General features: G+C 74.7%; 15 protein-coding genes and 1 tRNA gene. 7 read left to right on the forward strand and 9 right to left on the reverse strand.

Going from position 1 to position 21,762, the window contains the following annotated elements; translation table 11 throughout:
• Window positions 1-50: 50 nt before the first annotated feature.
• The gene (locus ATJ88_RS14895; RefSeq protein ID WP_245852461.1) at window positions 51-4,301 is read right to left on the reverse strand and encodes a hypothetical protein; all 4,251 of its coding nucleotides are present in this window, start codon (window positions 4,299-4,301) and stop codon (window positions 51-53) included.
• Between the two features lie 310 nt (window positions 4,302-4,611).
• On the opposite strand from ATJ88_RS14895, the gene ATJ88_RS14900 reads away from it, so the two are divergent.
• Window positions 4,612-5,838, forward strand: a complete 1,227-nt coding sequence (locus ATJ88_RS14900; protein ID WP_098464501.1) for an MFS transporter — start codon at window positions 4,612-4,614, stop codon at window positions 5,836-5,838.
• A gap of 3 nt (window positions 5,839-5,841) precedes the next feature.
• Here ATJ88_RS14900 and ATJ88_RS14905 read toward each other — a convergent pair whose 3' ends face one another.
• The 4 genes from ATJ88_RS14905 to ATJ88_RS14920 form a co-directional block, all read right to left on the reverse strand.
• Entirely contained in the window at window positions 5,842-6,723 is an 882-nt protein-coding gene (locus tag ATJ88_RS14905; protein ID WP_098464502.1) for a metal ABC transporter permease, read from the reverse strand.
• Window positions 6,720-7,547, reverse strand: a complete 828-nt coding sequence (locus ATJ88_RS14910; protein ID WP_098464503.1) for a metal ABC transporter ATP-binding protein — start codon at window positions 7,545-7,547, stop codon at window positions 6,720-6,722. The genes ATJ88_RS14905 and ATJ88_RS14910 overlap by 4 nt, the downstream gene beginning before the upstream one ends.
• On the reverse strand, window positions 7,544-8,482 hold the full coding sequence (locus ATJ88_RS14915) for a metal ABC transporter substrate-binding protein (RefSeq protein WP_170023656.1): 939 nt from the start codon (window positions 8,480-8,482) through the stop codon (window positions 7,544-7,546). The genes ATJ88_RS14910 and ATJ88_RS14915 overlap by 4 nt, the downstream gene beginning before the upstream one ends.
• Before the next feature lie 194 nt (window positions 8,483-8,676).
• Window positions 8,677-8,749: transfer RNA gene (locus ATJ88_RS14920), tRNA-Arg, on the reverse strand.
• A 151-nt stretch (window positions 8,750-8,900) separates the two neighbouring features.
• Here ATJ88_RS14920 and ATJ88_RS14925 point away from each other — a divergent pair.
• The gene (locus tag ATJ88_RS14925) at window positions 8,901-9,380 is read left to right on the forward strand and encodes a DUF6584 family protein (protein ID WP_098464505.1); all 480 of its coding nucleotides are present in this window, start codon (window positions 8,901-8,903) and stop codon (window positions 9,378-9,380) included.
• A 101-nt stretch (window positions 9,381-9,481) separates the two neighbouring features.
• On the opposite strand, the gene ATJ88_RS14930 is transcribed toward ATJ88_RS14925, so the two are convergent.
• Window positions 9,482-10,732 carry an ROK family transcriptional regulator gene (locus ATJ88_RS14930; RefSeq protein WP_098464506.1) on the reverse strand — a complete coding sequence of 417 codons (1,251 nt, stop codon included), beginning with the start codon at window positions 10,730-10,732 and terminating at the stop codon, window positions 9,482-9,484.
• Between the two features lie 95 nt (window positions 10,733-10,827).
• Here ATJ88_RS14930 and xylA point away from each other — a divergent pair, with 95 nt between their 5' ends.
• The 5 genes from xylA to ATJ88_RS14955 all read left to right on the forward strand — a co-directional run bounded on the left by xylA (window position 10,828) and on the right by ATJ88_RS14955 (window position 18,956).
• The gene (xylA, locus tag ATJ88_RS14935) at window positions 10,828-11,988 is read left to right on the forward strand and encodes a xylose isomerase (RefSeq protein ID WP_098464507.1); all 1,161 of its coding nucleotides are present in this window, start codon (window positions 10,828-10,830) and stop codon (window positions 11,986-11,988) included.
• Window positions 11,989-12,104: 116 nt separating this feature from the next.
• Window positions 12,105-13,589: a xylulokinase gene (gene xylB / locus ATJ88_RS14940; RefSeq protein WP_098464508.1), complete on the forward strand. Its 1,485-nt coding sequence runs from the start codon at window positions 12,105-12,107 to the stop codon at window positions 13,587-13,589.
• 331 nt (window positions 13,590-13,920) lie between these two features.
• Complete coding sequence (locus tag ATJ88_RS14945; RefSeq protein WP_098464509.1) at window positions 13,921-15,297, forward strand: glycoside hydrolase family 6 protein; 1,377 nt, start codon at window positions 13,921-13,923, stop codon at window positions 15,295-15,297.
• A 588-nt stretch (window positions 15,298-15,885) separates the two neighbouring features.
• Window positions 15,886-17,517, forward strand: coding sequence for a pectinesterase family protein (locus ATJ88_RS14950; RefSeq protein ID WP_098464510.1), 1,632 nt, complete (start codon window positions 15,886-15,888; stop codon window positions 17,515-17,517).
• Complete coding sequence (locus ATJ88_RS14955; RefSeq protein ID WP_098464511.1) at window positions 17,514-18,956, forward strand: serine hydrolase domain-containing protein; 1,443 nt, start codon at window positions 17,514-17,516, stop codon at window positions 18,954-18,956. The genes ATJ88_RS14950 and ATJ88_RS14955 overlap by 4 nt, the downstream gene beginning before the upstream one ends.
• A gap of 64 nt (window positions 18,957-19,020) precedes the next feature.
• On the opposite strand, the gene ATJ88_RS14960 is transcribed toward ATJ88_RS14955, so the two are convergent.
• From ATJ88_RS14960 to ATJ88_RS14970, 3 genes are read right to left on the reverse strand one after another with little or no spacing between them, the layout of a single operon-like run.
• Complete coding sequence (locus tag ATJ88_RS14960; protein ID WP_098464512.1) at window positions 19,021-19,944, reverse strand: carbohydrate ABC transporter permease; 924 nt, start codon at window positions 19,942-19,944, stop codon at window positions 19,021-19,023.
• Window positions 19,941-20,423, reverse strand: coding sequence for a hypothetical protein (locus ATJ88_RS14965; RefSeq protein ID WP_098464513.1), 483 nt, complete (start codon window positions 20,421-20,423; stop codon window positions 19,941-19,943). The genes ATJ88_RS14960 and ATJ88_RS14965 overlap by 4 nt, the downstream gene beginning before the upstream one ends.
• Window positions 20,420-21,712: a glycoside hydrolase family 28 protein gene (locus tag ATJ88_RS14970; protein WP_098464514.1), complete on the reverse strand. Its 1,293-nt coding sequence runs from the start codon at window positions 21,710-21,712 to the stop codon at window positions 20,420-20,422. The genes ATJ88_RS14965 and ATJ88_RS14970 overlap by 4 nt, the downstream gene beginning before the upstream one ends.
• Window positions 21,713-21,762 lie beyond the last annotated feature (50 nt).

The raw sequence follows: 21,762 nt of genomic DNA on the forward strand, positions 1-21,762 counted from the left end.
GCGCGTGCCGGACGGGCGGGACCGCACCGACGTCACCGTCGTCGCCGGGGTCAGTCCGCGGCGGGGTCCTCCGCGGGGTCGACCACCGTGGCGGACGCCGCCGAGGAGGCGGAGGCCGCCGAGGTGGCGGAGGCGGCGGACGCCGACGGCACCGGGCCGGGCTCGCCGTCGTCGGGCAGGACGGGGACCACGACCTCGGGCGGCACGACGACCCCGCCGGTGGTGCCGACGCGGGCGTCCCGCACCTGCTGGACGAGGCGGCGGACGCGGTCGGCCTCGCCGTCGGGATCCAGGAACACGGCGGCGGACCACACCTGGGTGACGGTCCAGCCGAGGCGTTCGAGCCGCTGGGCGAGCTGTCGGTCGCGGACCCGCACGGAGGGTTCGGCGACGTAGGCGGCGTCGTCGGTGAGGACGGCGACGAGCATCTCGCCGGGCAGGTCGGGGTGGCCCACGACGAGGGGCACGTGGTCGCCGTCACCGGTGCCGTAGTCGGTCTCGACGAGGTAGCCGAGCCGCCAGAGGCGTTCACCGAGGTCGGTGACGAGACGGTCGGGGACGCGGCCGACGTCGACGCCGTTGCCGAGCTCGACCTGGTCGGCGCGGCCGGAGCGCTGCTCGGCGAGCTCGAGGAGCTCGCGCAGGAGGCGGGGGCCACCGCCGCGGAGCCGGTCGGTGTCGAGCGCGGCGGCGTCGAAGCAGGACACGACGTGCAGGCGGCGGCGGGTGGCGCCGACGGCGCCGAGCAGCATGGCCTCGCCGCCGTCTGAGCCGAGGACCCCGAAGCGGTGCAGGACGCGCCCGTGGGGCGTGCGGCCGAACCCGACGGACAGCAGGATCGTGTCGCGCTCCAGCCCGGCGACGCCGGTGATGTCGGCGACGACGACGGGCTCGGCGCGGCGCCCGGAGAAGAACGGGGCGAGCGCGGGGTTGGCGCGCACCTCGGCGAGCAGCGCCTCGCGGATGCGGTCGGCGTGCGCGGCCGTGACGGTGACGATGCCGAGGGTCTCCTCGGGGCGGGTGAGCGCGTGCTCGATGGAGACCTCGATGACGCGGTCGACCTCGGCGCGGGTGCTCTCCACGGCGCCGGAGACCGGGTCGGGCATGCCGGAGCCGTCGACGACGTCGAGCTGGACGAGCACCTCGGCGCGGGGCACGGGGGCGGGCCGCAGCAGCCCGTCGTATCCGTGCCGTGCGAGCAGGCGGGTGAGCTCGGGGTCGCGGTTGTTCTCGCGGGGCTGGAGCGCGACGTGCGGCAGGACGTCGGCGAGCTCGACGACGCTGCTGCCGGACGCGGCGCGGGGGTCCCCGACGACGACGACCTGGCGTCCGCGCGCCACGGCGGGCAGCACGACCTCGGTGGGGACGTGCTGGACGGCGTCGAGCACGACGAGGTCGACGGTGCGGTGCGCGGGCAGGAGGTGCGGGACGAGGGTGGGGGTGGCGAGGACGACGGGGCGCAGGCGGCGGGCGACGTCGCCGTAGGAGTCGACGAGGTCGCGCAGGGACGTCATGCGGCCCTCGATCAGCTCGGCGAACATCGCCTCGGCGCCGTCGCGGTCCTCCCGCATGGCGGTCCCGAGGTGGGCGCGGGCGGACACCCGCACGGGGGCGGACAACGACTCCAGGTGGCGGGCGTCGAGGGCACGGAACCGGCGGGCGAGGGCGTCGAGCCCGGCACCGTCCTGCTCGGCGAGCACGGGCTGCTCGGCGAGGATCTGCTCGAACACGCTGGACCACCAGGCGAGGTCGAGCTCGGCGGGGACGAGGTCCGCGGGGACGCGCCGCGTCGTGAGGTCGTCGACGAGCTCGCCGACGCCGGCCTCGCGGGCGCGGCGCAGCAGGGCCGTGCGCTCGGGCAAGGTCTCCAGGGACTCGGGGTCGCCGACGAGCTGGTGCAGCCGCTCGGACAGGGCGTCGAGGTCGAGGTCGAGGAGGCGGGCTCCGTGCGTCGTGGTGGCGAGCACGGGCTCGAGGTCCTCGAGGTCGTGCTTCACGGCCTCGAAGGTGTCCTCGATCGTCGCGAGACCCTCGGGGAGGGTGGGCCAGCCGCCGCGCGAGGAGTGCTCCGCCCACACGTCGCGCTGGGCCGCGACCTCGATGAGAGCGGTGTGCAGGTCGGCCACGCGCACGCCGGGCCGGACCATGTCCTTGGCACGCTTGCGCAGGCGGCGGCGCGTGAACCAGCCCATCTCGACGTCGTGCTCACGCCGCCACGCGCGCGTCGCGGTGGCCTGCACGAGGTCGGTGGCGGTGCGCTCGAACACCATCGGGTGGAACACGTCGAGCGTGGAGCGCATCCCGGCGAGCATCGCGAGCTGCTCGCCCCAGCGGCGCATGGTCGTGGGCGCCTCGAGCCCGGTGACCTCCCCGGTGTAGGCGATCTGGCGGCGCAGCTGCGGCAGCGTCGCCTCCTTGAGCCGGCGGACGCGGGACAGCGCGTCCCGCGCGTCGTCCATCGTCAGGAGGTTCGCGCCGAACCACGGGGTGGCGCTGGGGCGCAGCGTGAACGCCCCGAGCGTGGCGGCGCGCTGCAGGTCGGCGGCGACGGCGCGGCGACGGTCGCCGTCCAGGGCGAGCGTCGTCGTGGCGCCGAGCCGGACCGTCGTCGACGGTGCGGGACGCTCGGACGTGAGCCGGGCGAGCTCCTGGAGGGCGTCGTAGGCGGACACGTCCCAGGGCGCGCGCCGCTGGTGCAGGGCGTCGATGTACCCGGCGAGCTGGGCCCGGGCCCCGATGAGGGCGTCGCGCACGGCGGCGGGACCGGCGACGTCGAGGGTCTCCGGCTCGGTCGCCATCGCGCCGAGGAGTCGCCCGGTCATGTCCTCGCGCCAGGTGGGCCGCGGCGTCACGTCCAGGGAGAGACCCTCGAGGCCGAGCTCGTCGAGACGCTGCGCCAGCTTGTCCGCGGCGCGGCGGTGCCCGGTCACGTACAGCACGGACCGTCCGGCGGCCGCGGCCTCCGCGACGACCGCCGCCACCGTGCCGGCGACGTCCGCGCCGACCGGGGCGTCGACGAACACGTGCTGGCCACCGGCGAGGACGTCCACGACGTGCCGCTGGTCGGGGTCGAGGTCGCCGACGCCGCGCTCGCGCGCCGGGTCGGCGTCGCCGTGCCGACGGGCGGGCAGCTCGACGGCCGCGACCTTCGCGAGGGCGGTGTCGACCCCGGCGAGGGCCGCGACGAGCTCGTGACGGCCGAGCGACGGCGTGAGCTCGTCGAGGTCGTCGACGAGCGCCTGCCCGGGGTGCACGAACGTCCCGACGAGCACCCGCTGGTCGGTGCGGAGATCGTCGAGGTGCTGCCCGGCGATCTGCGCGACGCGGTGCAGGACGTCGTCGGGGTCGAAGCCCGCCGCGGTGAACGTGGCGTCGGCGAGCGCGGTGGCGTCGAGGTCGGCGCCGCGGGCGCGCAGGGCGCGCACGAGCAGCGGGTTGAGCTCGGCGGTGGGCTCGAGGGTGAGCTCGTAGTCGGTCTCGCCCTCGCCCCGGGGGGTGAGGGTGACGGGTCGCAGCAGGATCGGCGCGTGGACGGTGCGGGTGCCGACGACCTCGTCGTCGGTGGGGGGCGTGGTGCGCCGGGCGCGCGACTCCTGCCGGGCGATGCTGACGATCGGGATGGACGTGGTGACGGCGGGTGCCGGGCTGGCGGCGCTGTCGTCGTCGGTCGTCCCGGTGTCGGGGTCGGGTGCGGACGCGGCGCTGGCGGCGGGTGCGGACGAGGCGGAGGCCGCGCTGGTGGTGGCGGCCGACGACGCGACCTCGGCGAGCGCGGTGAGGTCGTGGCGGCGGTCGGCGGTGGGCTCGCCGGCGGCGTCGAGGTGCTCGGTCCAGGTGGCGACGCCGATGGCGAGGTAGGTGGGCGACATGCCGTAGCGGGCGGCGTGCTCGGCGGCGCGGACGACGACGGCGCGGGCGCGGCGGCGCGCCGTGGGGAAGACGGCGGGCTCGCGCACGAGGTTGGACAGGCGGGTGGCGCGTCCGGCGAACAGCCCGGCGACGCCGGAGGGGTGCGCCGTGGAGAGGTCGACGACGGCCTCCCCGAGGAGCCCGACGTCGGCGAGGCTGGAGCCGCCGACGAGGTCGACGAGCCCGGCCCGCCAGGTGCGGACGGCGTCGGCGAGCGGGGTGGGCGCGGCGGGCCGGTCGGGGTCGGAGGGGCGGGCCGCGGCGGGCTGCCCCGCGGGACGGGCGGAGGTGTCCGCGGGCGCGCCCTGCTCGGGACCGCCGGGGGCGGCCGGTGGTTCGGCCGGCGTCTCGGCGACGGCGGCAGCGGCGGAGGATCGGCGCAGCACTCTCACGTCAGCACGGTAGACCGGCGGCGGGGGCGGCTCGGGCGGGGCACGCCGACGTCCGGGGAATCCTGGGACGGGTGCGGGGCGCCGGCGGGAGGTGGCCCCGGGGCACGACGGCGACGGCGTGGCGTGCGAGGCAGCGGAGGTGGGGACAGCGCGCATCGCGCAGGGGGCGGGCGATGCGCGCTGCCACCCGGCAGTCTGCCCGGGTCCGATGGACCGCGTCAACAGTCTGAGGACATGTCCTGAGCGCCTATCTGCGCAGGTCCGCCGAGGTATCCGTGGAACGGCCCGCGCCATGCCATAACCTCTCCCGGTGCGCAATCTCCTGGAGTTGATCGCTCCGGCGCGTCTGGGGTCGGGCTTCCGGTGGTTGCTCGCGTCGAGCTGGACGAGCAACGTCGGGGACGGGATCGCCCTGGCGGCGGGCCCGCTGCTCGTCGCGTCGTTGACGGACTCCGCCGCCCTCGTCGCGCTGGCGGCCCTGCTCCCCCGCCTCCCCTGGCTCGTGTTCGGCCTGTGGGCGGGCGCGATGGCCGACCGGTGGGACCGGCGCCGGCTCGTCATCGTGTCGAACGCCCTGCGGGCGGTCGTCATCGCCGTGCTGGTCGCAGCCGTCCTCACCGGCCGGGTGGACATCACGTTCGTGCTGGTGGCGCTGCTCCTCATGGGGGTCGCGGAGGTGTTCGCGGACTCCGCCGCGCAGACGCTCCTGCCGATGCTCGTCGACTCCAAGGACCTCGGGCTCGGAAACGCCCGCCTCCAGGCCGGGTTCCTCACGGCCAACCAGCTCGCCGGGCCACCGCTCGGGGCCGCGTTGTTCGCCGTCGGCTCGGCGTGGCCGTTCGCGGTGCAGCTCGTGTGCGGGGTCCTGGCCATCGTGCAGATCGGGCGCCTCCGGGTGCCGCCCGTCGAGCGGGACGTCCTGCCCACGCACGTGCGTCGCGACATCGCGGACGGCCTGCGCTGGCTGTGGGCGAACCCGCCGGTGCGCACGCTCGCGCTGGTGATCTTCACGTTCAACCTCACGTGGGCGGCGCCGTGGGCCGTGCTCGTCCTCTACTCGACCGAGCACCTCGGCATGGGCCCGGTCGGGTTCGGGCTGCTGACGACGGCGTCGGGCATCGGCGGGCTCGTCGCGACCGTGCTGTACGGGCGGCTCGAACGCCGCTTCTCCCTCGCCACCCTCATGAAGGTCTGCCTCACGCTCGAGGTGGTGTTCCACCTCGCCCTCGCCCTGACCACCACCGGGTGGGTCGCCCTCGTGATCCTCTTCGTCTTCGGCCTCTACGCGTTCGTGTGGGGCACGGTGTCGAACACGGTGCGCCAGCGCGCCGTCCCGACCGCGCTCCAGGGGCGCGTCGGGTCCGTCTACATGGTGGGCGTGTTCGGCGGGATCGTCGTGGGCAACGCGCTCGGCGGCCTGCTCGCCGAGGCCTTCGGGATCACCGCGCCGTTCTGGTTCGCGTTCGTCGGGGCCGGGCTCACCCTCGCCCTCGTGTGGCGCCAGCTCGACCACATCGCGCACGCCGAGGCCGACTGAGGCTCAGCCCACCGGCTCGACCTGCACGTCCTCGGCGCGCGCCCGGTGGCGACGCAGGCGCCCGGCCAGCCCGTGCCGCGGCGCGAGGACGTAGACCAGCGCGAACACGACGCCCTGGACCACCACGACCAGCCCGCCCGTGGCGGCGTCCCACCAGTACGACAGGTAGATCCCCACCACGGAGCACACGGCGGACACGAGCGGCGCGATGACGAGCATCCGGCCGAACCGGTCCGTCAGCAGGTAGGCCGTGGCCCCCGGGATGATGAGCATCGCCACGACGAGGACGACGCCCACCACCTGGAGCGCCACCACCGACGTCAGCGCCAGCAGGCCCAGCAGCAGCGCGCCGAGGAACCGCGGGGACAGCCCGATGGCGAACGCGTGCAGGGGGTCGAACGCGTAGAGCACGAGATCGCGGCGCTTGAGCACCAGCACGACCAGCGCGATCGCGGCGAGGGCCGCCACCTGCACGAGCTCCGGGGTCGACACCCCCAGCACGTTGCCGAAGATGATGTGGCTCAGGTCGGTCTGGCTCGGCGTCACCGACACCATGACCAGCCCCGCCGCGAACAGGGTCGTGAACACGATGCCGATCGCCGCGTCCTCCTTGACCCGGCTGGTGTCCCGGACCACGCCGATGAGCGCCACCGCGAGGAACCCGAACACCAGAGCCCCCAGCGCGAACGGCGCGCCCACGACGTACGCCAGCACCACGCCCGGCAGCACCGCGTGCGACACCGCGTCCCCCATGAGGGACCAGCCGATCAGGACCAGCCAGCACGACAGCAGGGCGCACACCACCGCCGCGACGACGGTCGTGGCCAGCGCCCGCACCATGAAGTCGTACTGGAGCGGTTCGAGGAGCAGGTCGAGCGGGCTCACGACCCCTCCCCCGCGGCCGCACCCAGGCGGTCCGCCCGGGCGGAGGGCGGAACACCGGGCACCCGACCGGCCGGAACCCCGCCGGGCTCGCCCGGGCCGCCCGGGCCCAGGTCGAGGCCGAACGCGGCGGACAGCCGGTGCGGGGCGAGGGCGTCGGCCACCGGCCCGTGGAACAGCACCCGGTGCAGGAGCAGCACCGCCTCGTCGGCGAGGTCCGGCAGGGCGTGCAGGTCGTGGGTGGACACCAGCACGGTCCGACCGTCGGCCGCGAGCTCGCGCAGCAGCGCGACGATGGTGGCCTCCGACCGCTTGTCCACGCCGGCGAACGGCTCGTCGAGGAGCAGCACCCGGGCGCCCTGCGCGATCCCCCGGGCGACGAACGCCCGCTTGCGCTGCCCGCCGGACAGCTGCCCGATCTGCCGGTCGGCCAGGCCGGCCAGGTCGACGCGGTCGAGCGCCTCGTCGACGGCGGCCCGGTCCTGCGTGCGCGGGCGCCGCGTGAACCCCTGGTGCCCGTACCGGCCCGTCATGACGACGTCGCGCACCGAGACGGGGAACGACCAGTCGACGTCCTCGCTCTGCGGCACGTACCCGACGACGCCCTGCCGTCGGGCCGCGGCCGGGTCCACGCCCGCGATCCGCACCGTCCCGTGGCGGGGCCGGACGACACCGGTGATCGCCTTGAACAGGGTCGACTTGCCGGACCCGTTCATCCCCACCAGCCCGGTGACGCGCCCGGCGGGCACCGTCAGCGTCACGCCGTCGAGCGCGACGACGTCGCCGTAGCGCACCGCGACGTCCGTCACCTCGATGCCCGGCGTCACGCGTCCTCCCCCGTCAGGCCCGCGACGATCGTCGCCGCGTCGTACCGCACGAGGTCCAGGTAGGTGGGGACGGGACCGTCGGGCTCGGACAGCGAGTCCACGTACAGCGTGCCCCCGAACCGCGCGCCCGTGGCCTGCACGACCTGCTGCATCGCCCGGTCGGACACCGTGGACTCGCAGAACACGGCGGGCACGTCGTCCGCCTGCACCGTCTCGATGACGGCCGCGACCTGCTGCGGCGTGGCCTGCTGCTCGGCATTGACCGCCCACAGGTAGTGCTCCGTGAGTCCCGCGTCCCGCGCGAGGTAGGAGAACGCGCCCTCGCAGGTCACCAGGGCCCGCTCGTTCGCCGGCAACGTGTCGAGCTGCGCGACGAGGTCGTCGTGGACCTCCTGCAGCTCGGCCCGGTAGGCCGCGCCGTTGGCCGCGAAGTCCGCCGCGTGGGCGGGGTCGAGCTCGCCGAACGCGTCCACCATCGCATCGACGTACAGCTGCACGTTGAGCGGGCTCATCCAGGCGTGCGGGTTGGGCGTGCCGGCGTAGGCGTCCTCGCTGATGTCGATGACGTCGACGCCCTCGGACACGACCACGTGCGGCACGTCGACCGAGTCCACGAACTTCGCGAACCACGCCTCCAGGTGGAGGCCGTTGTCCAGGATCAGGTCGGCGTCGGACGCCTTCGCGACGTCGCGCGGGGTGGGCTCGTAGCCGTGGATCTCCGCGCCCACCTTGGTGATGGACTCGACGCGCAGGTGGTCGCCCGCGACGTTCTGCGCGACGTCCGCCAGGACGGTGAACGTCGTCAGGACGACGGGACGGTCGTCGGCGCCGCCGGGCGCCTCGGGCCCGGCACAGCCGGACAACGCCAGTGCGCCGACCGCCAGCGCCCCGGACCACCCTGCCGCGCGACGTCGCGCGGACCTCTTCTGCTGCACCCCGAACCTCGTTTTTCGTACGTCCGAACTTTCGACGAGCGTACCGCCGCAACCCTGGTGCGCGCCATCGCGGACGGCCCGCTCGGGATCGCCCGACGGGCAGGACGGATGCCATGGCACGGAGCCCGCCGTCGGGCGATCACGGGGCAGGGTATGGAGCCGTCGCGCGAGCGCACGACGGCCAGGACGAAGGGTGCGCCTGAAAGGATTCGAACCTTCGACACCCGCTTTAGGAGAGCGGTGCTCTATCCCCTGAGCTACAGGCGCTGGACCGGACGCTCACGCTCCGGCCGGTCACGACGGGCGGGGCGCCCGACGGACGCTGCAAGGGTACCCGGTACGACGCCGCGCGCTCGACCCGGCCCTGCGCCGCCGGAACTCGCTTGCCCGGTGGCACGCCCGGCGCCATGCTCGTCCGGTGCCGATCGACCAGACCCTGAGCCGCGTGGACGACGACCTCGCCCACGGACGCGTGCTGCCCGCCGTCAACCGACTGCGGAGCCTGGCGCACGGCCGACCCGACCGCCTCGACGTGCGCGAGCGCCTGGCCGCCGTCTACCGCAGCCAGGGCGAGACGGCGCAGGCGGGCCGCTGGTCGTACCTCGCCGAGCACGCCGACCCGGCCGAGGTGGCCGCGTTCGAACGACAGTTCCGCACGCCCGGCGGGCGGCTTCGGGCGATCGCGTGGGACGGCGACGACGACACGCTCGGCCCCCTCGCCCGCACGCGCCTGCGATCCCTGCACGACGCCGCGGCGCAGGAGCCGCAGGACGCCGCGGACGACGTCCGCACGGCCCGGTTCGAGTGGGGCTGCCTGGGCATCGCCGTCGCGGTGCTCGGGCTCACGGCACTGGCTGTCGTGGGCCTGGTGACGGTGGTGCGCTGGACGCTCGGCTGACCCGGGGCACCTCCGCCGGGAGGCCGCCGCGCCATCGGTGGGCGCCCGCCCCGGCCTCGCCGGCGCCGGTGTGAGCACCGCTCGACGGTGATCCGAGGAGGTCAGCCCCAGGGCGCAGGATCGGCGACGACGTCGCGCAGCACCTCGCGGGCGCCACCGGTGAGGGCGGCGAACTTGCCGCCGCGGGCGGCGCGGACGTCGGGCGCGGCGAAGGGTGCGGCGAGGACGCGCTCGGTGAGGCCGGCGTGGACGTCGGGGGCGAGCCACGGCAGGAGCTCGGTGTAGACGCCGCCGAGGACGATCGTGGACACCCCGGTGAGGTTGACGAAGTCGGCGAGCGCGGAGCCGAGGGCCCGGGCGGCACGTTCCACGGCGGCCCGCGCGGTACCGCCGCCGTCCTCGTCGTCGAGCCGGGCGAGGAGGTCCGCGAGCGGCGCGTCGGCCGGGAGCCCGGCGGCGCGCAGCACGGCCTCCTTGCCGGCGTACTGCTCCAGGCAGCCGCGGGCGCCGCACGTGCAGCGCGGTCCGGCGGGGTCGACGACGACGTGCCCGACCTCGCCGTTCCAGCCGCGCTCGGCGAGGAACAGCGCGCGGTCGACGACGATCGCGGCGCCGATGCCGACGTCGCCGGACACGTGGAGGAACGAGTCGGGGACGTCGCCGGCGAGCTCGGCGAGGGCGGCGAGCTTGGCCTCGTTGGCGACGCGGACCGGCAGGTCGCGCAGGCCGAGGAGGGGGACGGGGTCGAGGGAGGACCACCCGAGGTTGGGGGCGACCTCGAGCTCGCCGGTGCGGGCGTCGACGAGTCCAGGCAGGGCGAGTCGCGCCCCGGCGACGCGCATGCCGGCGGCCTCGACGTCCGCGACGGCGTCGGCGGCGAGCGCCCCGAGCCGACCGAGGGTGCGGGCGGGGTCGGCGTCGTGGAACGCGCCGCGCTCGACGTGCTCGGCGACGACCTCTCCGGCGAGGTCGAGGACCCGCACGCCGAGGTAGTCGACGTTGACCTCGAGGCCGAGGCCGACGACGGTGCGGGACGCGGGCACGAGGGGCACGGCGGGTCGGCCGGCGCGCTGCGCGGGTGCGGGGGGCAGCTCGGCGACGAGGCGGGCGGCGACGAGCCGGTCCACGAGCGTGGAGACGGTGGCGCGGGTGAGCCCGGTGGCGGCGGCGACGTCGGCGCGGGACGGTGGGACGGTGTCGGGACGCGTGCCGGCGGCGGCTGCGGCGTCGTAGACGGCGCGGGCGACGAGGCGCAGGTTGCGTTCGCGCAGGGTGTGCTGGCGCGAGGCCTCCCCGCCGGGGTCCGCGGGCGCGGCGGAGGCGCTGGGCGTCGTCGTCGGCTCGGCGGTCACGCCTTGACTCTAGCCGAACGACGGGTAATAGTTCAGCCATACAACAAACGCCGTGGCCACCGTCGCCCCGGCGCCCGACTCGACGAGGAGACCCCGTGAGCGACATCAAGTACTCGTTCGGCCTGTGGACCGTCGGCTGGCCCGCCAACGACCCGTTCGGCAGCGCCACCCGCCCGGCGCTCGACCCCGCCGAGTCCATCCACAAGCTCGCCGAGCTCGGCGCGTGGGGCTTCACGTACCACGACAACGACATCTTCGAGTTCGGCGCCACCGAGGCCGAGCGCCAGGCCGGCATCGACGCCGTGAAGAAGGCGTCGCAGGAGTCCGGTCTCGTCTGCGAGATGGTCACCACCAACACGTTCTCGCACCCGATCTTCAAGGACGGCGCGTTCACGTCGAACAACCGCGACGTGCGCCGCTTCGGCCTGAAGAAGGTCCTGCGCAGCGTCGACAACGCCGCCGAGATGGGCGCCTCCACGTTCGTCATGTGGGGCGGCCGCGAGGGCACCGAGTACGACAACTCGAAGGACCTGCACGCCGCGCACGCCCGCTACGCCGAGGGCATCGACACCGTCGCCGCGTACATCAAGTCCAAGGGCTACGACCTGCGCATCGGCCTCGAGCCGAAGCCGAACGAGCCCCGCGGCGACATCTTCCTGCCGACCATCGGCCACGCCATCGCCCTCATCGACACGCTCGACAACGGCGACATCGTGGGCCTCAACCCGGAGACGGGCCACGAGCAGATGGCGGGCCTCAACTACACGCACGGCCTCGCGCTCGCGCTGTACTGCGGCAAGCTGTTCCACATCGACCTCAACGGTCAGCACGGCCCGAAGTACGACCAGGACCTCGTGTTCGGTCACGGCGACCTGCTCAACGCGTTCTTCACCGTCGACCTGCTGGAGAACGGCTTCCCGAACGGCGGCCCCCGCTACGAGGGCCCGCGCCACTTCGACTACAAGCCGTCGCGCACCGAGTACCTCGACGGCGTGTGGGAGTCCGCCAAGGCGAACATGGAGACCTACGACCTCCTCGCCGCCAAGGCGAAGGCCTACCGCGAGGACTCCGAGGTCCAGGCCGCGTTCGAGCACGCCGGCATCTTCGAGCTGGCCGAGCCGACCCTCGCGGCCGGCGAGTCGTTCGACGCGTTCCTCGCCGACGAGTCCGTCGACATCGACGCCGACAAGGTCGCCGAGCGCGACTACGGCCTGGTGCGCCTGCACCAGCTCGCGCTCCGCCACCTCATCGGCTGAGACGTCCCCCTGCCGAGATCGACCCGTGCGGACCGAGATCGACCTCCTGAAGGTCGATCTCGGTCCGCACGGGTCGATCTCGGCGCGTCACCCTCTGACTTACTCCTGGAGCGAAGATGCCCCTCGTGGCAGGCGTGGACACGTCCACGCAGTCCTGCAAGATCGTCGTCCGCGACGCCGCGACGGGCGCGCTCGTGCGCTCGGGTGCCGCGAAGCACCCGGACGGCACGGAGATCCACCCGGACCACTGGTGGACGGCGTTCGGCGAGGCGGCGCGCGCCGCGGGCGGCCTGGACGACGTCGCGGCGATCGCCGTCGGCGGGCAGCAGCACGGCCTGGTGGCGCTCGACGCCGAGGGCCGCGTCATCCGTGACGCCCTGCTGTGGAACGACACCCGCTCGGCCCCGGCGGCGGAGGACCTCATCCGCGAGCTCGGTGACGGCGACCGCACCGCGGGCGCGCAGGCCTGGGCCGACGCGACCGGCTCGGTGCTCGTGGCGTCCCTGACGATCACGAAGCTGCGCTGGCTGCGCGACGCGGAGCCGGAGAACGCCGCGCGCGTCGCCGCCGTCGCGCTCCCCCACGACTGGCTGACCTGGCGCATCGCGGGCTACGGCCCCGCCGACTCCTCGCCCCTGGGCCCGGACCTCGACGCCCTCGTCACGGACCGGTCCGACGCGTCCGGCACCGGCTACTACGACGCGCAGGGCGCCGACGGCGCGGGCGAGTACCGCCCCGACCTGCTGCGCCTCGCCCTCGGCCGCGACGACGTCGTCCTGCCGCGCGTCCTGGGTCCGGCGGAGTCCGGCGGGACCGCGCACCCGTCGGTGGCAGGCGCGGACGTCGACGGCGGGGCCCTCCTCGGCCCGGGCGCCGGTGACAACGCCGGTGCGGCCCTCGGCCTCGGCATGGAGCCGGGCGACATCGCGATCTCGCTGGGCACGTCCGGCGTCGTGTCGGCCGTGGCGCCGCGCCGCACCGCCGACGGCTCCGGCGCGATCAACGGGTTCGCCGACGCCACGGGCAACGCCCTCATGCTGGCCGTCACCCTCAACGCGGCCCGCGTGCTGGACGCGGCGCGCACCCTGCTCGACGTCGACGTCGACGAGCTGGCCCGCCTCGCCCTCGCCGCCCCGCCCGGGTCGGACGGCCTCGTGCTCGTCCCCTACCTGGAGGGCGAGCGCACCCCGAACCGCCCCGACGCGACCGGCACCCTGCACGGGATCCGCCTGGCCACGTCGACGCGGGAGCACCTCGCCCGCGCCTACGTCGAGGGCATGCTCTGCGGTCTCGCGGACGGCCTGGACGCGCTGCGCGCCCTCGACGTCCCCGTCCAGCGGGTCATGCTCATCGGCGGCGCGGCCCGGTCCGCCGCGGTGCAGGAGGTCGCGACGCAGGTGTTCGGCGTGCCGATCTCCGTGCCCGAACCCGGCGAGTACGTGGCCGACGGCGCCGCCCGCCAGGCCGCCTGGGTGCTCGCCGCCGCCACGACGCCCGGCGCCGACGCCCCGGCGTGGGCGGCGACCGTCGACACGACGCTCGCCGCCGACCCGCGGCCCGTCGTCCGGGAGCAGTACGCCGCGGTCCGCGACCTCGTCTGATCCGGTCGTCCGACCAGCCTCGACCGGGCTCGACCTGGTCCGACGCGCCGGGACCCGGCGCGGCACCGCTCGGCGCGGTCGGCCCTCCGGGGCCGGCCGCGCCGTCGACGTCCCGCGACTCAGCGCAGGCCGGCGCGAGTCAGCGCAAGGCCCCGCGACTCAGCGCAGCCAGGCGCGAGTCAGCGCAGCTCCGCGGCCTCAGCACGACGGGGCCCGACTCGCCGCAGGACCTGATCGGCCGACGGAGGACCGAAACGTTTAGGCCGTAGGGGCGCACGCACGACGCCTCCTAGCGTGGACCTCCGTCTGTCCCCTCGGATCGGAGCACAGCATGCGGCAGGTACGACGACGAACCCGCTGGACGGCGCTGGCCGCCATGATGGCGCTGGGCGTGACCGGTACGGCCGGCGTGGTCGCGGCGACGACCGCGACGGCGGCCGCCGGGTGCACGGTGGACTATCGGGTGACGTCGCAGTGGCAGGGCGGCTTCCAGGGCGACGTCGCGGTGACCAACCTCGGCGACGCGCTGGACGCGTGGGACCTCACCTGGACGACGGCGTCGGGCCAGCAGGTGACGCAGGCCTGGAACGCGGAGGTCACGCAGTCGGGCCGCACGGTGCAGGCCTCGGGTGTCGCGTGGAACGCCGCGCTCGGCGCGGACGTGACGACGAGCTTCGGCTTCATCGGCTCGTGGAGCGGCAGCAACCCGGTGCCGACGGACTTCGCGCTCGACGGCGTGCCCTGCACCGGCCAGGTGACCGGGCCGACGTCGTTGCCCACGCCGTCGGCCACCGCGACGCCGACGCCGACACCGACACCGTCGCCGGATCCCAGCGAGGAGCCCACCCCGGAGCCGACGCCGATGCCGTCCGGCGACTTCTACGTCGACCCCGGCACCCAGGCGTGGACGGCGTGGCAGGCCGCCGGCGGCACCGAGAGGGCGTTGCTGGAGAAGATCGCCCTCACCCCGCAGGCGTACTGGGTGGGCAACTGGAACGACGCCGCGACCGAGCGGGACGCCGTCGCCGACTACACGGGGCGCGCCGTCGCGGCGGGTGCCACGCCGGTCCTGGCCGTCTACGCGATCCCCGGCCGGGACTGTGGCAGCCACTCGGGCGGCGGCGTGGCCGAGAGCGAGTACGCCCGCTGGGTCGACGTCGTCGCCGACGGCATCCAGGGCGAGCCGACCGTCGTCCTCGAGCCCGACGCCCTCGCCCAGCTCGGTGACTGCAGCGGCCAGGGCGACCGGATCGGCTATCTGCGGTACGCCGCACGCGTCCTCACCGAGGCAGGTGGCCGCGTGTACGTCGACGCCGGCCACTCCGGGTGGCTCAGTGCGGCCGAGGCGGCGGACCGCCTCAACCAGGTCGGGTTCGAGCACGCCGTGGGGTTCGCCCTCAACACCTCCAACTACCGGCCGACCGCGGGCGAGCGCGCCTACGGCGAGCAGATCTCCGCGCTCACCGGCGGCGCCCGGTTCGTCATCGACACGTCCCGCAACGGCAACGGCTCCAACGGCGAGTGGTGCAACCCGCGCGGCCGCGCCCTCGGGGAGCGGCCCCGCGTCGTCGCGGAGGCGTCCGGTCTGGACGCCCTGCTGTGGGTGAAGCTGCCCGGTGAGTCGGACGGCTCCTGCAACGGCGGCCCGCCCGCCGGCCAGTGGTGGCAGGAGATCGCCCTGGAGATGGCTCGCAACGCCGCCTGGTAGCCGCGACCCGACGCAACTTCCCGCGAGTCAGCGCTGTCGTCCGCGAGTCAGCGCTGTCGTCCGCGAGTCAGCGCTGTCGTCCGCGAGTCAGCGCTGTCGTCCGCGAGTCAGCGCGAGTTTCGTCGAGTCGGCGCACGGTCGCTCGCGCCAGCACGGGACGCGGCCCGCCGTCGCCTCACGATGCGCTGAGTCGGCGTACCAAGCGCTGACCGAGCGGATCCTGCGCTGACTCGCGGACGACAGCGCTGAGGCAACGGGTCCTGCGCTGACTCGCGGGGACGTGCGCTGACTGACGCCATCGAGCGCTGACTCGACGATGCCCGCGCTGACTCGGCTCGGCGTTCCGCGTTCCGCAACCCGGGAGGACGGCGCGGGGAGGCCGCGCGTCGTCGTCCTTCCCGAAGTGGAGGGCCCCCTGGGGCCCGTGAACGCGACGACGCGCGGCCTCCCCGCGCCGTCCGGCACCACCGGTGCGCTGACTCGCGCCACGGAGCGCTGACTCGACGGAAGTTGCGCTGACTCGGCGGATCCTGCGCTGAGTCGCGGACGGGTTGGACGCCACCGGAAACCGCTTACTAGCCTCGTGTCATGTCCCGCACCGTGCACGTCGGCGACGACGCCGACCTCGTCCCCACCCTGGGCCTCGCGCTGGCCGACCCCGACGTCACCGAGATCGTGGTCCATCCCGGCGTCTATCCCGAGCAGGTGGTGGTCGCGCCGCGGCGCGCCCCGCTGCTGATCAGGTCCCTCACGGGCGACCCGGCCGACGTCGTGGTGACGAGCGACCTGCGCCAGGGGGACCTCGGCGCGACGGGGATGCCGGTGATCCAGGAGTGCGCGACGTTCACGGTGGACGCCGACGACGTGACGCTGCGGCACCTGACGATCCGCAACACGTACGACAAGCGGCGGGGCACGGACGTCCCGGACCAGCAGGCGCTGGCGTTGCGCACGCGGGGCACGCGCGTGGTGGTGGAGGGCTGCCGGCTGCTGGGCCGTCAGGACACGCTGCTGCTGGACTCGCGGTCGTTCGCGCAGGTCAGCCACGTCCTGGTGCGTGACTGCCTGGTGGTCGGTGACGTGGACTTCGTGTACGGGCGGGCGACGGCGCTGATCGAGGGCGGGGAGGTCCGTTCGTGCGGTGCGGGGTACGTGGCGGCGCCGAGCACGGTGCGGGAGAACCCGCGCGGGTTCCTGTTCCGCGGGGTCACGTTCACGGCGGACGACGACGTCGCGCCGGGTTCGGTGCACCTGGCGCGTCCGTGGCACCCGGGCGGGCGTCCGGAGGCGGACGGGCAGGCCCTGTTCGTGGACTGCACGGTGGGTCCGCACGTCGCGGCGGAGCGGTGGGCCGACATGGGCGGCTACTCGTGGCGGACGGACGCGCGGTTCGGCGAGGCGGGCACGACGCTCGCCCCGGGTGCGGTGGCGGCGTCGGCGGAGCACGCCCTGCCGTTGCCGGACGGCGTCGACCCCGACGCGCACCTGGCCGGCTGGTCCCCTGCGCCCGCGCCGCGGGGGCGCCTGCACGTGCTGTCCGACTCGACGGCGAGCGACTACGCGCCGGACCGGGCGCCGCGCACGGGCTGGGCGCAGGTCCTGGCGGGCCTGAGCGGCCGGGACGTGGCGAACCACGCGGTGTCGGGGATGAGCACGACGAGCCTCGTCGCGAGCGGCCACCTCGACGCCGCGCTGGAGCAGGTGGCGCCGGGCGACGTCGTGCTGGTCGGGTTCGGCCACAACGACGCGAAGGACGACGAGCGGCACGCGGACCCGCACCGCGCCTACCCCGCGCACCTGCGCCGGGTGCTCGCGGGTGCTCGTGCCCGCGGGGCGACGCCGGTGCTGGTGACGTCGGTGGAGCGGCGCCGGTTCGAGGGCGACCGCGCGGTGTCGACGCACGGCGCGTACCCGCAGGTGGTGCGTCGCCTCGCGGAGGCCGAGGGCGTCGCGCTGGTCGACCTGACCCTCGCCACCCGACGGCTCTGGCAGTCCCAGGGCGTCGAGGGCAGCAAGGCCTCGTTCCTATGGCTGGAACCTAGCGAGTGGCCCGGCTACCCCGACGGCGAGCGGGACGACACGCACCTGTCGCTCGACGGCGCCCGCGCGGTGGCGGGGATCGTCGTCGCAGCGCTGCGCGACCTGGGTGTCCTCGATGCCGCCGAGGCGGCGGCGTCGGACGACGTGGCACCGGTCGCGGCGGCGGGCGCCGTCCGATGACGACGCTCACCGCCCTGCTCGCGGAGCGGGCACGCACGCTCGACGTCGCGCTGCACACGGTGGAGGTGGTGGTGGACGGCGAGGTCGTCGAGGGTTCGGCCTGCGCCCCGCTGACCCTGGACACGCCGCACCGGATGTACTCGGTGGGCAAGTCGTGGACGGCGCTGGCCGTCGGGATGCTGGCCGACGACGGGACGTTGCGCCTGGAAGACCGCGTCGTCGACCACGTCGGCGAGCAGGTCCCGGTGCACCCGTGGCTGGAGCGGGCGACGGTCCACGACCTGCTGACGATGCGCGGCCCGCACCGCGCCACGACGTACAAGCGGTACGACGGCCCGTGGCTGGAGTCGTGGTTCCGGGTCCCGCCGACGCGGCGCCCGGGAACCGTCTTCACGTACGACACGAGCGGGTCGTACGTGCTGTCGGCCCTGGTCGAGCGGCTGGCGGGGACGTCGTTGGCGGCGTTCCTGCACCGGCGTCTGCTGGAGCCGATCGGCGCGGGCGGGGTGCGGTTCCTCCCCGGTCCGGACGGCTGGAGCCAGGGCGGGTCGGGCCTGGTGTGCAGCGCCCGCGACCTGCGGCGGGTGGCCCAGGTGGTGCTGGACGGCGGCGTGCACGACGGCCGCGCCCTGCTCCCGCCGGGGTTCGTCGCCGCGATGACGTCGCCGCAGGCGGACACCCGCCAGCAGTCGTGGGGGTCGGAGCTCCGGCAGTCGTACGGGTTCCAGACGTGGCTTCCGGCCCGGGGCGGCTGGCTGATGTTCGGCCTCGGCGGTCAGCTCGCGTGGGGCGACCCGACGCGGCGGCTGCTGGTGGTGGTCACGGCGGACACGCAGGTGTGCCCGGCGGGTGACCAGCGGCTGATCGACGCCCTGCTGCAGAACGTCGTGCCCCGCTGGTGGGCCGGCCGGTCCACGACCTTCCCGACGTCGGCGGCCCGCCGCGCCGCGGAGAGCCCCACCGGCCAGGGTGCCGACCGTCCGACCGACGACCCGGCGGGCACCACCGACGGCGCCGGCACCGCCACGCCGTCCCTGACCTGGCCACGCCCCCACCACGACGCCGTACACGCGTGCACCGTCACCGGGCGGTGGACCACCCACGTGCCGGGCGCCCCGGCGGACCTGTCGCTCGCCGTCGGCCCGGCCGGGGGCACGGTGTCGTCGGCGGACGCCGGCTGGGTGCTGCCGTTCGACCTCGCGGCCCCCAGGGAGGCCACCGTGGAGGGTGCGCGGGCGGTCGTCACCGCGGGCTGGTCGGGTCCGGGCACCCTGGACCTGCGGTGCGCGGTGCTGGGCGACGAGCTCGCGTCGGTCCGGCTCCGGCTGGTGCTGACGGACGACGGCCTGCTGACCGTCGTGTCGCAGGGGTTCGGCGAGGACCTCTCCCCCGCCTGGCAGGTGGACGCGACGTACGTCCCGGCGTCCGGCAGCGCCTGACCGGCCGGACGACGACGGCCCCGCCCTCCGCGTAGGAGGACGGGGCCGTCGGACGTCGTGGACGTCAGCCCTTGACGGACCCGATGAGCGCACCCTTGACGAAGTAGCGCTGGATGAACGGGTAGACCAGCAGCATCGGCAGGGTCGCGATGACGATGACGGCCATCTTCACCGACTGGGCGGGCGGGACGACGTCGACCGCGCTGGCGTCACCGTTCACGCCGGACGCGACGATGACGATCTGGCGCAGCAGCACCTGGATCGGCCACTTGGTGGAGTCGTTGATGTAGAGGATGGCGTTCTGGTACGTGTTCCAGTACCCGACGGCGTAGAACAGGCCGATCGTCGCGATGGACGCGAGCGACAGCGGCAGCACGATGCGGAAGAACGTGCCGAGGTCGGAGCAGCCGTCGATGCGGGCCGCCTCCTCGAGCGACTCGGGGATCGCCTGGAAGAAGCTGCGCATGATGACGAAGTTGAACGCGTTGATCGCCACGGGGAGGATCAGCGCCCACAGCGAGTCGATGAGGCCGAGGCTCTGCACGACGATGAACGTCGGGATCATGCCGCCGGAGAACAGCATGGTGAACACGACGAGGAAGTTGATGACGCGGCGGCCGCGCAGGTACTTCTTCGACAGGGCGTACGCCATGAGCGACGTCAGCAGCAGGCTGACGAACGTGCCGACGATGGTGACGAACAGCGAGACGCCCATCGCCCGGAAGATCGTCGACGTCGCCAGGATGTACTTGTACGCGTCGAGGGTGAAGTCGTACGGGACGAGGATGAACGACCGGGTCGCGAGCTCGCCCGGCGTCGCGAACGAGCTGGCGAGGACGTTGAGGAACGGGATCACGCAGAGCAGCGCGAACGTGGTCAGCACGATCCCGTTGACGACACGGAACACCCGCAGGCCCGGGGAGACGCGGCGGGCGCCGGCGTTCCGGGACGGCCGGGACGTCGTCGGCGCGGCGGTGGACTTGCTCATGGGTTGCTCCCGGGGTCGGGCTTGCGCAGGGCGAACAGCCCGGCGCTGACGAAGAACAGGAAGGCGACGGGGTAGAGGACGAGCTGGCTGCCGACCAGGCAGACCAGCCCGGCGGCGAGGAACCACCAGCCGGTGCCGCGGCGGCGCGGGCGGCGGCGGGCGAGGAAGATGCCGATCGCGCCGAGCAGCAGCACGGTCACGACGGTGAACCCGAACCAGGCGGCCAGGGTGCGGGCGCCGGTGAACGCGGCGTCGAGGGCGACGCCGTCGGCGACCGTCCCGGTCTCGCGCAGCGCGGGCAGCAGGGAGTCGGCGAACGTCTGCTCGTCGACGGCGTTGACGACGAGCGCGAACCCGCCGGCCAGCACGGTGGTGAGCACCATGCCCGCGGCGGCCGACCACACTTCGACGGTGCGGCGCGGCGGCCGGTCCACCGCCCCGGCCTCGGCGGGCGCCGCCGTGCGCACCGCGGTGCTCACGCGTCCCCGCCCGTGGACGCGGTGATCCGCAGCGTGGGGCTGTCCTCGACGGTGAACGCGGCGCCGTCGTGCCCCTCGACCCGGACCCGCACGATCTCGGAGTCCGCGACGTGGCCGAGGCGGAATCCCTGCCGGGTGACGTCCTCGACCCAGGCCGCCATGGCGGGCTGCCCGGGCACGGGGTCGGCGGCGAACGACACGGTGACGTCGTCGAGCGTGAGGTCGGTCAGCGGGGCCTCGGGCAGCCCGAACAGGTGCCCGGCGCTCGCGTGCACGTCGCGCGCCGTGATGTGCGCGAGGTGGATGCGGCGGAACACGGGGGTGTCGTCGCCGACGGGGTGGGGGTCGCGGTCGCCGACGCGCGGCAGCTTGCCGTCGGGCCCGCAGAAGTAGAACGGGTTGACGACGAACGGGCACATGACGCCGCGCATGACGACGTTGGTGACGCGGACGTCCTCGACGACGCCGCCGCGCCCGCGCCGGGCCTTGAACCGGATGCCGCGGTCGGTGCCCTCGAACACGCAGTTGCTGATGACGACGCCCCGCACCCCGCCGGTCATCTCGGAGCCGATGACGACGCCGCCGTGGCCGTGCACCATCGTGCAGTTGGTGATGGTGATGTTCTCGCAGGCCACCCGCTGCGGGGAGCGCTCCGTGCCGGCCTTGACGGCGATGCAGTCGTCGCCGACGTCGATGTGGCAGTCGCTGATCCGCACGTTCCGGCACGACTCGGGGTCGATGCCGTCGGTGTTGGGCGAGTCGGCGGGGTTGACGATGACGAGGTTGGTGATCGTGACGTTGTCGCAGAGCAGCGGGTGCACGGTCCAGCTCGGCGAGTTGCGCAAGGTGACGTCGCGGAGGGTGACGCGCTCGCACTCGTGCAGGCCGAGGAGGGTGGGGCGCGGGTGCGCGAGCTCGTCCCTGCGGTTCCGGAACGTGTCCCACCAGGGCGCGCCGCCGCCGTCGATCGTGCCGAACCCGGTGATCGCGACGTCCGTCTCGCCGCGCGCGTAGACGCACGGCTGGTGGATCGTCTCGGGGGCGCCCTCCCACCGTCCCTCGACGGGCGGGTAGAGCGCGGGGTCGGGCACGAACTGCAGGACGGCGCCCGCCTCCAGGTGGAGCTCGACGTGCGAGCGCAGGCGCAGGGAGCCGGTGCGGTGCGTCCCGGCGGGGACGACGACCCTCCCGCCGCCGGCGCGGGCGGCGGCGTCGATGGCGGACTGCCAGCGGGCCGTCGTGGTCTCGACGTCCGCGTCGGGGGCGGTGTCGACGGTGGCGTGCTGCACGGTGCTCTCCAGGTCCTGCGGGGTGTCGGTTCGTGGCGGCGGGGCCGCCG

Origin of the sequence: Isoptericola jiangsuensis (assembly GCF_002563715.1) — a bacterium.
Lineage (GTDB): Bacteria > Actinomycetota > Actinomycetes > Actinomycetales > Cellulomonadaceae > Isoptericola > Isoptericola jiangsuensis.